At 63.5% G+C, this 15,112-nt stretch carries 8 protein-coding genes; 4 read left to right on the top strand and 4 right to left on the bottom strand.

Annotation, left to right across the window (positions count from 1 at the left end):
* Window positions 1-99 precede the first annotated feature (99 nt).
* From IPK69_00225 to IPK69_00210, 4 genes are read left to right on the top strand one after another with little or no spacing between them, the layout of a single operon-like run.
* A complete protein-coding gene (locus IPK69_00225) occupies window positions 100-1,569 on the top strand; it encodes a DUF3375 domain-containing protein (GenBank protein ID QQS09096.1) in 1,470 nt (489 codons plus the stop codon).
* Window positions 1,562-2,182, top strand: coding sequence for a DUF4194 domain-containing protein (locus IPK69_00220; GenBank protein ID QQS09095.1), 621 nt, complete (start codon window positions 1,562-1,564; stop codon window positions 2,180-2,182). Before IPK69_00225 ends, IPK69_00220 begins: the two co-directional genes overlap by 8 nt.
* Complete coding sequence (locus IPK69_00215) at window positions 2,175-5,570, top strand: AAA family ATPase (GenBank protein QQS09094.1); 3,396 nt, start codon at window positions 2,175-2,177, stop codon at window positions 5,568-5,570. Before IPK69_00220 ends, IPK69_00215 begins: the two co-directional genes overlap by 8 nt.
* Window positions 5,567-6,775 carry a hypothetical protein gene (locus IPK69_00210; protein QQS09093.1) on the top strand — a complete coding sequence of 403 codons (1,209 nt, stop codon included), beginning with the start codon at window positions 5,567-5,569 and terminating at the stop codon, window positions 6,773-6,775. The genes IPK69_00215 and IPK69_00210 overlap by 4 nt, the downstream gene beginning before the upstream one ends.
* Before the next feature lie 189 nt (window positions 6,776-6,964).
* On the opposite strand, the gene IPK69_00205 is transcribed toward IPK69_00210, so the two are convergent.
* The 4 genes from IPK69_00205 to IPK69_00190 form a co-directional block, all read right to left on the bottom strand.
* Window positions 6,965-9,241 (bottom strand): heavy metal translocating P-type ATPase, encoded by a 2,277-nt coding sequence (locus IPK69_00205; protein ID QQS09092.1) that lies wholly within the window; start codon window positions 9,239-9,241, stop codon window positions 6,965-6,967.
* 504 nt (window positions 9,242-9,745) lie between these two features.
* Window positions 9,746-10,054: a hypothetical protein gene (locus tag IPK69_00200; GenBank protein QQS09091.1), complete on the bottom strand. Its 309-nt coding sequence runs from the start codon at window positions 10,052-10,054 to the stop codon at window positions 9,746-9,748.
* Between the two features lie 84 nt (window positions 10,055-10,138).
* Window positions 10,139-13,711 carry a CusA/CzcA family heavy metal efflux RND transporter gene (locus tag IPK69_00195; GenBank protein ID QQS09090.1) on the bottom strand — a complete coding sequence of 1,191 codons (3,573 nt, stop codon included), beginning with the start codon at window positions 13,709-13,711 and terminating at the stop codon, window positions 10,139-10,141.
* 30 nt (window positions 13,712-13,741) lie between these two features.
* A complete protein-coding gene (locus tag IPK69_00190; GenBank protein ID QQS09089.1) occupies window positions 13,742-15,106 on the bottom strand; it encodes an efflux RND transporter periplasmic adaptor subunit in 1,365 nt (454 codons plus the stop codon).
* Window positions 15,107-15,112 lie beyond the last annotated feature (6 nt).

Genomic DNA, 15,112 nt, shown 5'->3' with positions numbered 1-15,112 from the left:
TGGTCTGAAGCCGCTACGCGATCTTCATCGGAGCGCTGCCCGCAGATGCCGTGGCAACTACCCTATTCCCGTGGAAACCAGAGCGATCGGACAGCCGCCATGCGCCTTGACCTGCTTCTCGCATATTTTGGCACGTCGCCAGCGCTGAAGTTGCTGCGGGCACAACACGCGCCGTTCGTGATTGACTTTCTCCACCGGCAATTCAAGGCACCAGGCCGCATCTCGCTCCCCGCGTCTGATCTGGTGAGCGCTTTGAACGACTACCGGGAGTCCGTGCAAACAACCCATCCGGATGCCTTGCGCGACAAACCCGAGCACTACCTGTCCGCTTGGTGTAGTGGGGAAACACGCTGGCTGCACCGCTCCGTCGAAGGGGGCCGGAACGAGCCGGTGTATCAGTTGACGCCGCACACAGAGGACGTGTTCATATTCCTCGACCGCGCGCTCCAGAAGGACCTGGGGTTCGTCGGCACCGAGTCCCGCCTGCGCGTCGTCATCAGCACTTTGGCCGATCTCGTCGCCGGTGCCTCGCACGATCCCGAAGTTCGCTTGGCGCATCTCCGGGAGGAGCGCACACGGATCGATGATGAGATCGGACAGATCCTGAGAGATGGCGGGGTCGAGGCGCGGTATGAACCGGCAGCGGTGCGAGAGCGGTTCGCCACCGCTGTTGGACTGCTCAAGGAACTGCTCTCGGATTTCCGCGCTGTTGAAGACCGCTTCAAAGAGATCACCCGCCAGGTACAGCGACGGCAACTGGATGGAAAGGACTCCCGAGGCGAGATTCTTCAGTTCGCGCTCGACGCAGAGGATGTTCTGAAGCAGGACGATCAGGGCGTGAGTTTCTACGAGTTTGTGCGCTTCATTCTCTCGCCCACCCAACAGGAAAAGCTCCAGACGATCATCGCCGAACTCGGGAGGATCGACGAACTTTCGCAGCAATCCGACGGGCTCGCCACGGTGCGCCGAATGGTGCCGTCGCTGATCGCGGACGCCGAAAAGGTGATGCGGACCAATCAACGGCTCTCTGCCACGCTGCGGCGACTGCTGGATGTCCGGACCGCGTCGGATCGGCGTCGAGTAACCCAACTGCTCGCGGACATCCGGGGTCTCGGTGCCGCCCTTGCAGATGCGCCCCCCGCAGACATCAGCGCCACGGTGGATGTTGGCGTCCAGGTGGCGTTCCCGTTCTCGCGGACATTCTGGAGCCCTCCCACCGAGTTTGCGAAGATGGACCTTTCGGAGGGACAGGTTGACGATGCACGGCGTGTGGAGTTGTTCAGGATGCTCGCCCAACTCCATCGCCTCAACTGGGCGGCGATGCGACAACGCATTCATGCCCTTACTTCTCGCACCGGCAGGTCCATGACCCTTTCCGAGGTGGTGCGGGAGTTTCCACCGGAAGCAGGCATTGTCGAGCTCTTGGGATACATACAGATCGCCAAAGATGACGGACACATCATCAGCCGGGAACGGTCGGAGGACATCCAGGTCGACGGCACCGTCTCTCGCCGCGTCACCGTCCCGCTGATTGTGTTTCTCCCTCCCCAGGAGACCGCGAATGCGTAACCCCTCATCATCTCCGATCCCCGAGTTCCGCGAATGGAGCATCGCGGCAGTTCGATTGCTGCAGGGGGTCATCTACGCGGACGAAGAACGGGTGTGGAACCTTTTGCTGTCCAATCGGTCGCAGATTGAGACCTTCGTGGCCCGCTTGGGGCTCACGCTCGTCGTCGATGAAGCGGAGGGATACGCATATGTGCGTCAATGGGGAGAAGACGAGTGCCCGAGTGGGTACGAGCAGCTGCCGAAGCTGGTTCGTCGCAGCCAACTCGGATATGCGCCCACGATGCTCGCCGTGCTGTTTCGGGACGAGCTCCGGCGGTTCGAAGAAGATGATCTTCATAACGAACGATGCGTTGTCGAGATCGACGCCATCTTCGACCAATGGAAGGGGTTCTTTCCCGCCCAATACGACGAAGTGCGTCAGCGCAAGGAATTCAGCGCCGCCCTGCACAAACTCGATGACCTGGGGTTCGTTCGAAAGTTCGCCGACAATCCCGAAGCGTGGGAGGTCCGCCGCATTCTGAAGGCGAAACTCCCCGCTTCCGAACTCGAAACGCTGAAACAGCAGCTGGCAGCGGCCGCGGCGGCTCGCACGCAGGGGGACTCTGATGCATGACGCTCCGCGACGAACGCCCGGCTATCGACTCCAAAAACTCGAAGTGTCCAACTGGGGAACTTTCGATAGCAGTCGTGGCACGGTGCATGTGGTCAGACCCTGCGGCGCTACTACCCTCCTCATCGGCCAGAATGGCTCGGGCAAGTCCACTCTTGTGGATGCCCTGTTGACGCTGTTCGTGCGTCCGGTTGTTCGCAACTACAACGTCGCCGCCGGCGCTCAGAAGACCGAGCGCGATGAGCGGACCTACATCAAGGGGGCGTTTGACCGACGGAGCCGCGACGAAGACAATCGGGCGGAGGTGCAGTATCTCCGGCCCGACGGACGCAACTACTCAACCCTGCTCGCGACCTTCAAGAACGATCGTGGCGATGCCTTCACCGTAGCGCAGGTTCTGTACCTTGGCGGTGACGGCGGTGCCGAGAAGGTCTATGCCTTCGCCCAAGGCGAGAAGTCGATCGCCGAGCACTGCGCCAACCTCGCCACCACCGAACGCGTGCGCCAGCAGATGGAAAAGCGCGGCTTTCGCGCGACCGACAAGTACAACGAGTATCACGGCTGGGTCGCCAAGTTCACAGGCATGCAGCCCAAAGCGATGGATGTGTTCAACCAGACCGTCGCGGTCAAGGACATCCAGAGTCTGAACAAGTTCATCCGCGAGCACATGCTCGAGCCGAAGCCGTGGATGGAGAAAATCGAAACCCTGCAGGCCCACTTCACCCAACTCACGGAGGCCTATCAGAGCCTGGTGCGGGTTCGACGGCAGTTCGAGCTGCTCACGCCCATCGCAGCAAAGGGTGCAACCTTCACCGCGCAGTCGAATGCGCTGCACCTGGCACAGGCCATGTGCGGTGCCGCAGCTCCGTACTTCCGGGCGATGACGATCGAGCTGCTCGGGCCGGCAGCAGAGTCGCTGGCGAAAGACCTCTCGGCGCTGTTGGCCACCAGGGATCGTCTCGATACGGAGTTGCGGGACGCGGCCGACGCAGAGCGGCAGTTGAAAAATGAGATCGAGAACGCCGGGGGCGAGAGGCTTCGTCAGATTCCGTTGCTCATCAAACAGCACGAGACCGAGAGCGCTAACCGGCGAGAGCGCAGCGTTCGTTTCATGGCTGCGCTGGCCACGACGGCGCTCGCCGCGGATGTGACGGACGACGCCTCGCTGCGCGAGCTGCACCAACGTCTGCCGGAGTTCATCAAGGTATTAAGCACTCGCGAGGAGGCGCTCCGGCGTGAACATCAGGATGTCGTGCTGGATCGCGGCGATGCGCACCGCGAACTCAGCGAGAGCAAGCGGGAGCTCGAGGCGCTCGGCACACGCCACACGAAGCTCCCGGAGCGTCATGTGGAGATTCGCCGGCAACTCTGCGAAGCGCTGCGGCTCCCGGACAGCGAACTCCCGTTCGCGGCGGAGCTCATCACCATCCCGACTGAGGAAAAGAGCTGGGAGGCCTCGATCGAGCTATTGCTCAGATCCTTTGCGCTCAGCCTGCTGGTGCCACAGAAGCACTACGCCGTCGTCAGTGCCCACATCGACCGGAACAGGGTCCGTGATGGCCGTGGTGTCGGTCAGAAACTGGTGTATCTCCGCGTCGGCGGGCGTGCTGCGCCACAATCACGCGCTGTCGCCCATTCTCAGTCGTTGCTCCGCAAGGTCAAAGTCAAGGACGGCCACGGCCTTGCGCCCTGGGTGAAGGGGGAGTTGGAGGAACGCTTCGACTACCTCTGCTGCGACACCATCGAACAGTTTCAGGCCGCTCACGACATGGCCCTTACTCGTGAACGCCACATCAAAGGGAGGGGCTCGCGGCATGAGAAGGATGATCGGGATCGCGCCATCGATCCACGCGAGTTTGTGCTGGGGTGGGATAATCGCGAGAAGCGCAAGGTCCTCGCTGAAAACGTTCGGCAGCTCGAAGAAGAGCTGCGCACGATGGATGCTCGGCTGAATCAGTTGAATGCCGAGATTACGGGACTTGATTCTCAGCGTCGTTCCGCTGACGTGCTGCGAGAGACCGCGGCGTACGCCTTGATCGACTTCGCATCTGAACTAGTCTCGATCGCGGCATTGCGGGAGGAGAAACGGGCGCTGGAGGAATCGAGCGACGCGTTGAAAACGCTGAAACTGCGGATCACCGAAGTTGAAGCGACCCGGAAGCGACTGAGCGATGAGCGAGACGAAGCAATCCGGCAGCACGAGCGTGCCTCGCGGGATCTGCGCTTCGCGGAGCGTCAGATATCGGATGCCACCCAGACCATCTCGGCGCTCCGGCAATCGGGCGAATGGTCGCGGCACGAGGCGCTTTTCCCAGAGCTGTCGAAGCTCTTTGCGGGGGAGCCCTTGACCGTGCACAACATCACGCAGAGGGAGGCAGGCTTCCTGGCTGGCCGGCACGCGGAGGTGGATCGCCTGAAGAAGGATCTGGAGCCGCTGGAGCGGGAGATCTGCAAGCTCATGAACCAGTATCTCCGAGACTTTGCGGACCAGCAGGCCGATCTGGACGCATCAATCGAATACCTGGAGAGCTTCTGCGCTGCGTGCGAGCACATCCGCCGTGAAGACTTGCCCCGGCACGAGAATCGCTTCAAGGAACGGCTCAACGAAAGGGTCACGCAGGAGATCGGCATCCTCAACGGCGCGTTCCAAACTGAGAAGCAGGAGATCGAGCAGAAGATCGAGATCCTCAACCGCTCACTCAGGCAACTGGAGTACAGGCCAGGGACGTACATGAAGCTTGAGCCGCGGGCGGTCCGAGACGTGGAGATCCAGCAGTTTCAGTCCAGCCTGCGCGAGTGTCTCGCCGATTCGTTCGAGGGAACGCTCGCAGCGGATGAGGCGCGCTATGTCCGGATTGCCAGGCTCATCGAAAAGCTTCGCGAGGAACAGCGCTGGCGAGAGAAGGTCACGGATGTCAGGCGATGGTTTGACTTTGCTGCACGAGAGCTTGACGCTGAGTCGGGCGCGGAGCGGGGCTACTACGAGGACAGCACCGGCCAATCTGGGGGAGAGAAGGCCAAACTTGCGTTCACCATCCTGGTCGCAGCGATCGCGTACCAATTCGACATCGACCCGAGCCGGCCCAGCAGCGATCGTTTCCACTTTGTGGTAGTCGATGAAATGTTCTCAAAGGTCGACGACCGCTATGCCGAGTACGCCCTGTCGCTCTTCCGGCAGTTCGGGCTTCAGCTGTTGATCGTGGCCCCATTGGACGCCAAGGCCCGGGTCACCGAGCCGTACGTGGAGTGCTATCTCCACGTCGTCAAGGACTCCAAGACGCACCAATCGGAGATCTTCAGCATGACGGCGAGAGAGTTTGAGGACACCGTTTTGGGTCGACCCGCGGTGGTGACTGTTTCCCCAGCATCGGCGGCGAGCGTGACTCGATGATTCAGCCCGAAGACATCTCGCGCAAGGCCCTCGCGATCTATCGCGAGTACCTGCGTGCTTGGGTTCAGGGTGATGGTCAGTACTTTCCACGGCGCGTGCCCGCTCAAAGGGACCCGGGACCCGATGTCGTCACCGCGATTGACCAGGTCAGGCGGTTGCGCGAGGGTTCAAAGGAAGTGCTCGGGTACGGATACTCCGTGGAGTGGCAGGAGGTTCAGTCGCGGCGGCACGGAAAGAACCTGTTCCCCAGCAAGGTGCTTTTCGCCACAGAGCTTGATCTCTTGCGTCTAATTGGTAAGGAACGGGAGTTCCGAAGGTTCACGGACGCGGTCACTCGCCTCAGGGCCGAGTTTCCCGAACTGGATTCATGGGTCAGGTCAAACATCGGGATCTTCACTGATGCCGCGCCAGACCTAGATGGTCTCGTCGAAGTCCTTCAGTACTTCAAGGAGCATCCACGCCCAAATCTATTCGCTCGGGAGCTCCCTCTGTCCGTGGACTCGAAGTTCATCGAGCGCCACGAGCGACTCCTCTCGCAATGGCTGGACGTCATCCTGCCGCCGCACGAAGTGCGTGCAGACGAGGACCACTTTGCGCGTCGGTACGGACTCCGCTATCACGAGCCCGACATCTTCGTGCGAATTCTTGACCCCGCCGTTCAGGCTGAGCTGGGGGTTCCCTACGAGGCTCTGGCGGTCCCGCTGCACACAATGGGTGGTTGGGTCGTTCGGAACGTCAGCGCAATCATCGTCGAGAACCGCGTGAACCTGATGACTTTGCCGAAGCGCACGCGCACCGTCGCCATCGGCGGCCTGGGGAACGGTGCATCGCTGCTGCGGTATGTCTCCTGGCTCCAGCACGCCCGCGTGTGTTACTGGGGCGACCTGGACAGCGAGGGCATTGTGATCCTGTCTCGAGTCCGATCCATGTATCCGGCGACCGAGAGCCTGTTCATGGATTGCGAGACGCTAGATCTCTACCGCCACCTCGCGGGCCAGCGCAGCGGGCGTCGATCTCCCGGGCCCCCAGTAAATCTGACACCATCCGAGGCGGAGGCGTTCAGGATTTGCGATGAAGAAGGGCTGCGACTCGAACAGGAACGCATTCCACAGGCGGCCGTGGTCGAGGCGTTCGCGCACAGGCTGGGTGCGAGGCATGACACTCCGATGTCCAGTTCTCTCGTCGCTTCCAAGCGTCAGGGCTGACGCAGGCACTTGTAGGGAATGAGATGCTGACATCCCGAGACGCCATAGCACGCTGACAGATGGCTATCGACGTCGCACAGGCGAATGGTGAGCCCCTTCTATCCCCTCCCTCCGGCGGCGTTCGGCGCGGTGTCAAAAAACTGGAATCCTCGTCGGTCCACCCTCTTAGATCCAGTGGATGCCTATATGTTAAAGACTGTCGCTGGGTTTTAACGTGTTGAGGTTAGAGTGGTTCGGCGAATCGGACGGTTGCGCAGCTTCGCCGTCTGGATTATGGTGTAGCAAACTGGCCTTGGCACGTGAGCGAGACTGCGCCACACGAAGGGTCCCCAAGCCGTTCCCAACCACAAGCAGACTCGCCCCGACGTCGGCGATCACGGCCATCCACATCGTGGCCGCGCCGCCGAGCGCAAGGCCGAAGAAGACTAACTTGATGCCGATCGAAAGAGCGATGTTCTGGAACAGGATCTCCCCGGTGCGGCGTGAGAGCTGGACGAACTCTGGCAGACCTCGCATGTCATCCTGCATCAGGGCCACATCTGCGGTTTCGAGAGCGGTGTCGGTGCCCGCAGCGCCCATGGCGAAGCCGATGGTGGAGCGGGCGAGCGCCGGCGAGTCGTTCACACCGTCGCCCACCATGCCTACCGCGTCGCCGTGTTTCTTCAGCAAACGCTCGATCTCGGCGAGTTTGTCCTCGGGCAGCATCCCGCCCTTGGCGTCGTCGATGCCCACCGCCTTGGCGATCGCGCCCGCCGTCGCCTGGTTGTCGCCAGAGAGCATGAGCGTCTTGACGCCCAATCCGTGCAACTGCTTGAGCGCTTCGACACTGGTCTCGCGGGGCGTGTCGGCGACGGCGATGACGCCCAGTGCCCGCGTCGCCGAGGCGACCACGACGGTTGTCTTCCCCTGCACCTCGAAGTGCGCCAGCACCGCCTCGACTTCCAGCGAGCAGACGGTGCGTTCCTCGGCGAGGCGGTGGTTGCCTACAAAGTACGTCTCGCCCGAGATCTTTCCCTCGACGCCCCGCCCCGTCAGCGACTTGAACCCTTCGACGCTCTGGCGCGGTCCTTCCCAAGCCGCCACCACCGCGAGGGCCACCGGGTGCTGCGAGAGCGCATCGAGGCTCGCGGCGATACGGAGGACTTCATCCTTGCTCGCGCCGCCGATGGGCTGCACATCCGTCACGCGCGGCTTGCCCTCGGTGATGGTGCCGGTCTTGTCCAGCGCGATGACCTTGAGCTTGCGGCCGTTCTCCAGATGCACGCCGCCCTTGATGAGGATGCCTCGGCGGGCCGCCGCCGTCAGCCCGCTCACCACCGTCACGGGCGTTGAGATCACAAGAGCGCACGGGCACGCGATCACCAGGAGCACGAGCGCCTTGTAGAGCCAGGGATAGAACGGTTGGCCGAACGCCAGCCACGGCACGACCGCGATCAGAAGCGCAGCGACGCAGACGATGGGCGTGTAGACCTTGGCGAAGTTGTCCACGAACCGCTGCGTCGGTGCGCGGCTCCCCTGCGCCTCCTGCACCGTCCGAATAATCTTGGCGAGCGTGGTCTGGTCCTTGCCGCCGCTGGTCTTGAACTCCAGCACGCCCGACTCGTTGATGGTCCCGGCAAAGACCTTGTCGCCCATCACCTTATCGACTGGCACGGACTCGCCCGTGACCGGGGCCTGGTTCACGCTCGACTCGCCCGCGACCACCACGCCATCAAGCGCGAGCCGCTCGCCCGGCTTGACCTGCACGACTGCGCCCACGGGCACATCTCCTGCGTTTCTCTCTCGCCACGACCCATCCGGCTGCTTCACGCGCGCCACATCCGGGGCCATCGCCATCAGCCCCTTCACGGCGTTACGGGCGCGGTCGAGGGCCTTCGCCTCGATCAACTCCGCCAGGCCGAAGAGAAACGTCACGAGCGCGATCTCCGGCCACGCGCCGATTACCGCGCCGCCGATGATCGCAACGGTCATCAGGAAGTTGATGTTGAGTGTGAACGTCCGCAGGGCCGTCCAACCTTTGCGGAATGTCGGCAACCCTCCCAGCGCAATCGACGTCACGGCCGTTGCGACGACCGGCCAAGAGCTCTCCTGCACGCCGGCGAAGAACATCCCCTCTGCCCCAGCGGCCAACACGCCGGAGAGCGCGAACAGCCCGTGCCTCCGCCACCACGGGCGTGGCGGAGCGGCGTCCACTGGCGTGCCTAGCGCACGTCCACCGTCACTGCACACGATGGCCGGCATTGCTGCTCCGCAACCGTGCGACGTGGGCGTTGGGTCCATCCCGATGTCGACAAGCGCCGCGACGATGGCAGCGTCATCGGCAGGGCTGTGGTCGACGGTCAGACGACGCCCCATAAGGTCAAACCGCAGCTCAGACACGCCTTCCAGCCGCCCGAGGCGTCGGCGAATCAACGCTTCCTCGGTAGGGCAGTCCAGCGCCGGGATGATGAACGTGCTGGTCGGCATGGCTCACTTCGGCGCTTCGGTCCGGTGCGGCTGGGGATCGTACTTCACGCGGACCACCGATCCTTGGGGTGGGAGACCGGGGAACCGCACTGAGTAGGTGGCATGGCTGTCCGTTTGCGTGCGCGGCCCTCGATATGAGCCCCTGGGGCCGATCGGGGTCTGTGACGACGGCTTGCGATAGTTCACTGCGGCGTCGTAGGCCACCGTGCCGTCGGGGCCGATCACCTGGATGTCAACGTGCCCACCCTTGGTGACCTCCGACGAGTCAAGCCATCCCTCGATGACAAGTCCGTCGTCCCGCTCGTACACCTCTGGCGGATGCGCCAACGAAGCTGTCAAGGTCGGTTGAAGCGAGAGATAGCCCGTCTTGACCAGATCAGTACGATCTGAGGCGCAACCGCCCAACAGGCACGACAGGGCAACAGCAGTAAGTAATGAGCGCATTGAAACTCCTTGAATGGGAAATGCTCCGGGCGCGTGTGAACCCGCCGCGAAGCTGGAAAGTTACTTCTTGGGGGCGTCCTTGGAATGGTCGTGGCCGTCGCCTTCTTTGTGGCCGTGATCGTCATGACCCTTTGCCTTGCACTCCTTGCACTCGCCGTGGGCGACGACGCGAAGGGCCGTGCCCTCGCGGACCCACAGGTGGGCCCCGTCGCCGTCGGGGGTGACGAAGTACTGCGGCTCGGACTTCATGGGCTGGCTCGCGCCCTGGCCCATCATGACCGCCGCGAGGGCGGTGAGGCCCACGCCCGCGGCGAGGCCCACGAGCACGGACTTGGAACGGGGAACGCTCGAAAGACTGGACTGGTTCATCGAAAGACTCCTATCTGAGGACACCAAACATGCGCGCCCGCGTGGTTCCCATCCGGCACGCGCCGGTGGGTGCGGGCGAACGACTCAATGAGAAGCAGGCTGGGCAGGCGGGGGCGAGGGCGGCGTTGAACTCGGCGCGGGCGATTGCGACAGAACGGGCGGAGCGACCGACGCAGCGGCCGCGGTCTGCGGCGCGGCGACCGCAAGCGCGGGGGTTGCGACGGGCTCATCCTTCTCCCACACTTCGGGCCTGGGCCCGGGCTTGCCGTCTTGGCTCGTGCCTGTGAAGATGCGGTAGAGGGCCGGGAGCACGATGAGCGTCAGCAGCGTGCTAGAGATCAGGCCGCCGATGACGACTGTGGCGAGGGGACGTTGCACCTCCGAGCCGGTGCCGCGCGCCAGGGCCATGGGCACGAAGCCCAGCGAGGCGACCAGCGCGGTCATCAGGACCGGGCGGAGGCGCGTGATCGAGCCGTGGATGATGGCGTCTTCGAGTTTCTCGCCCTTCTCCCGCAACTGGTTGATGAAGATGATCATGACCAGCCCGTTCAGGACCGCCACTCCCGAGAGGGCGATGAAGCCCACCGCCGCCGAGATCGAGAAGGGCATGTCCCGGACCCACAGCGCGATCACGCCGCCGGTCAGGCCCAGCGGCACGGCCGCGAAGACCAGCAGCGAGTACTTGAAACTCTTAAACGTGGCAAAGAGCAGCAGCAGGATCAGCAGGAAGCAGATCGGCACCACGATGGTCAGCCGCGCCTTGGCCGCGACCAGGTTCTCGTACTGCCCGCCCCAGACCAGCCACTGCCCGGCGGGAAGGCTGACCTGAGCCATCTTGGCCTGTGCTTCGTTGACGAACGAGCCCAAGTCCCGCCCGCGCACGTTGGCTTGCACGACGATGCGCCGCTTGCCGTTCTCGCGGCTGATCTGGTTGACACCCTCGGCGATCTCGACCCTCGCCACAGCGCCCAGCGGTACAAAGCCCATCTCCTCCCGTCCTTGAAGCAATCCGGTGCCGCCGTCGATGCTGGCGGTCTGGATGACGCCCCTGGGCTCGCTCTCGCCGCGTGGCAGCGGGATCGGGAGGCGTTCGAGCATGTCGATCTTGCCGCGAAGGTCATCGGGCAAGCGGACGACCAGGTCGAAGCGGCGGTCGCCCTCAAAGACGAGCCCCGCCTCGCGGCCGCCCATCGCCACCGCGACGACCTCCTGCACATCCGACACGTTGAGCCCGTAGCGCGCCAGGGCCGCGCGATCCGGCTCGACGGTCATCACCGGCAGGCCCTCGGTTTGCTCGACCTTGGCGTCCGCCGCGCCGGGAACGCTCTGCAACGTCGCCAGCACGCTGGCGGCGGTCTTCTGCATCGACGCGAAGTCGTCCCCGTACACCTTGACCGCGACATCACCGCGCACGCCGGAGATGAGCTCGTTAAATCGCATCTGGATCGGCTGTGTGAACTCGTAGTTGTTACCCGGGACGGTCTGGAGCGTGAGTTCCAGGAGTTTGATGACCTTGCCTTTGTGTCCTTCGGGCGGCGGGCCGTGGGCGTGGCCGCCTTCCTCGCCGCCGTGCCCGTGGTCGTCATGGCCGCCGCCGTGCGAGCCCATGCGCTCCATCTCTTCGGTCTTCTCGACGATGAGCTTGTCGAGCTCCGCCTCGCTCCGCCACTGCGTCTTGTCCTTGAGGATGATGAAGGTGTCGGAGACGTTGGGCGGCATGGGGTCTGAGGCCAGTTCCGCCGTGCCAGTCTTGGAGTAGACGAACGCGACTTCGGGGAAGGCTGACACCGCCTTCTCCACGTCGTACTGCATTTTCTGCGACTGCGTGATGCCTGTGGAGGCGATGCGCATGGCGTGCATCGCGATGTCCTTCTCGTCCAGCGTGGGCACGAACTCCTGCCCCAGGCGCGTGAAGAGGGCCAGCGAACCAAGGAACGCGACCACCGCACCGATAACGACGGCGTAGCGGAGTTTGACCGCCCAGCGGACCACCGGCTCATAGACCTTCTTGGCCCAGCGGATCAGGAACATGTCCTTTTCCGTCACCTTGCCGGTGATGCACAGGGCGACCATAGCGGGAATAAATGTCAGCGAGAGAATGAACGCCGCGATGAGAGCAAGGATGACCGTGATGGCCATCGGGTGGAACATCTTGCCCTCAACGCCCGAGAGGGCGAGGATCGGGAAGTAGACCGTGATGATGATCGCCTCGCCGAAAGCCGTGGCTTTACGGACTTCCTTGCTGGCGTCGAAGACGATGTGCAGGCGTTCCTGCAAGGTGAGCAACCTCCCCTTGTGATGCTGCTCCTCGGCCAAGCGGCGCAGACAGTTCTCAACGATGATGACCGCCCCGTCCACGATCAGGCCGAAGTCGATCGCGCCGAGCGACATCAGGTTGCCGCTGACCCGCGTCTGCACCATGCCCGTAGCGGTCATGAGCATCGACAGGGGGATCGCCATGCCGCAGATGAGCGCGGCCCGCCAGTTGCCCAGCAAGAGCAGCAGGACCACGATGACGAGGATCGCCCCTTCGAGCAGATTCTTCTGTACCGTGGCGATGGTCGCGTCCACAAGTTTGGTGCGGTTGAGGACCGTCTTGGCCTTGATCCCCTCGGGCAGCGAGCGCTGAATCTCGTTCATTTTGGCGTCAACCGCTGCAGCGACAGTGCGGCTGTTGGCCCCGATGAGCATGATGGCCGTGCCCACGACCACATCCTCGCCGTTCTCGCTGGCCGACCCGGTGCGGAGTTCGCGGCCGAGCCCCACGCCGTTGACACCCACGATATCACGCACGTAGACCGGCACGCCGCTGCGTGTGCCCACGACAATGCTCTCGATCTCCTCGATGGACTGGATGCGTCCGGTGGCCCGGACGAGATAGCTCTCTCCCTTGTGCTCGACGTATCCAGCGCCGGTGGAGACGTTGTTCTTCTCTAGCGCCTCGATCACGTTGTGGAACGTGAGCCCATAAGAAACGAGCTTCATCGGGTCGGGCTGGACGTGGTACTGCTTGACGAACCCGCCGATGGCGTCCACGCCCGCCACGTCCTTCACGCCCTTGAGCTGTGGCCGGATGATCCAGTCCTGCACTTCCCGCAGATACGAGGCGAGCTCGACCTCGGTGGTGAGTCGGCGACCCTCGGGCGAGAGATACGAGCCATCGGATTGCCAGCCGACCTTGCCGTCTTCGACCTTCGCGCCCTTGCCGCGCGGGTGCTCGTACTCGACGGTGTACATGTACACCTCGCCCAGGCCGGTGGCGATCGGGCCCATGATCGTCTCGACGCCCGGCGGCAGCGCGCCCGCCGCCTCGCGCAGGCGCTCGCCCACCTGCTGGCGGGCGAAGTAGATATCCACGCCGTCCTCGAAGACGACGGTCACCTGCGAGAACCCGTTGCGCGACAGCGAGCGGGTGTATTGCAGGCCGGGGATGCCGGCCATCGCATTCTCCATCGGGAACGTCACCTGCTGCTCGACCTCGAAGGGCGAGAGGCTCGCCGCGACGGCGTTGATCTGAACCTGGTTGTTGGTGATGTCGGGCACGGCGTCGATGGGGAGCTTCTTGAGTTGAAAGAAGCCCACCGCCGCGACCACCGCCGTGAGGATCACGACCAGCCAGCGGTTCTTGATCGAGAAGTGAAGAAGTGCTTCAAGCATTGATATGGGCTCCTAATGCGGCAGTGGTGTTTAGTGCTCGTGTGCCGCGGAGCCCTTGCCGAGCTCTGCCTTCAAGATGAACGTGCCAGCGATGACGAACCGCTCGCCCTCGACCAGGCCGGAGTAGATGGGAACCAGGCCACCGATGGGCCTGCCGACGGTGACGGCTCGCTTGGCGAAGGTGTTGGGTTCGTTGGCGACGGGCACAAAGATCGCCGGCCCGCCCTCGACGGTCTGGATGGCTTCATCGGGCACGGCGATCGTCGGCGCGGGATCTGCTCCGCCGGGGAGGGAGGCGACGATTTCGGCTTGCGCGAACATGCCCGGCTTAAGCGTTAGTCCATTCTCGAGCGACGCGGGCACATCGATCCGCACCTGGGCGGTGCGGGTCGTTGGGTCCACCAGCGGGGCGATGAAGGAGACCGTTCCCTCGAACTTCGGGGCCGCGATACCGTCGCTTGTGCCGGTTGTAGAACCGATCGTGATCCACGCCTTCGCGCCCACGGCAATGCCCGCGAGCTTTGCTTCGGGCACATCGGCCAACACCCACAGCAGCCGCGTGTCCGCCAAGATCATCAGAGCTTCGCGATCAGGGCCGACGAGTTCGCCGAGCGTGACCTCGCGCTGCACGACCTGGCCGTTGATCGCGGCCTTGATCGCGTGCCGCGGGGCAATCTCACTCGACGCGGCGAGCGTAGCAACCGCTTCCTGTTTCATGCCGAGCAGGTGCAAGCGGTTCTCGGAGGCCATCGAAGCCGCCTCGGCGGCCTTGACGTTGGCGATGGCGGCCTTGTACTCGGCCTCGCGGCGCTGCACCTCTGTGAGCGAGATGCCCTGCGACTGCTCCAACAGCCCCTTCGCACGCTCCCAGGCGATCTTGCTCAGTTCGACCGCAGGACCGGCCGTCAGGACGGCCGTTCTTTTCTGGAGATAGTCGGCTTGTGCCTCGCCCAGCTCAGGGCTCTCGATGATAACCAGTTCCTGCCCGGCCTTCACCGTGTCGCCCAGTCGGACCTTGACTTCAACGGCGCGTCCCCGCAAAGGCGAGCCGACGTGGGCCATCGCCTCGGTGTTGAACGCGACACGCGCGGGCGTAAGCACCGTGGGTTTGAGGATCCAGAGCTGCGCAGCCTCATCCTTGACGCCATACCGCGTGATCGCGTCCGCCGTCAGCTTGACCTCGTCCGCGTGCGCACCACCTCCCTCCTCTTGACCGCCGTGATCATGACCAGCGTGATCGTCGGCCTTCGCGGGAGGCTTTGAGCCGTGGTCGTGACCGTCTCCTTCGGCGTGCTTCTTGCATCCGCTGGCAATGGTCAGCATCGCCAGTGCTGCGGCGAACGCTGGTGTGCGGAAGCGAGTCAGGAATGAGTGTTTCATCGTTGATGTGGTCATGGGTAC

It is taken from the genome of Phycisphaerales bacterium (genome assembly GCA_016699835.1).
Lineage (GTDB): Bacteria > Planctomycetota > Phycisphaerae > Phycisphaerales > UBA1924.
Note: the sequence above shows the minus strand (reverse complement) of the source record. Positions and strands in the feature narration are given on the sequence as shown.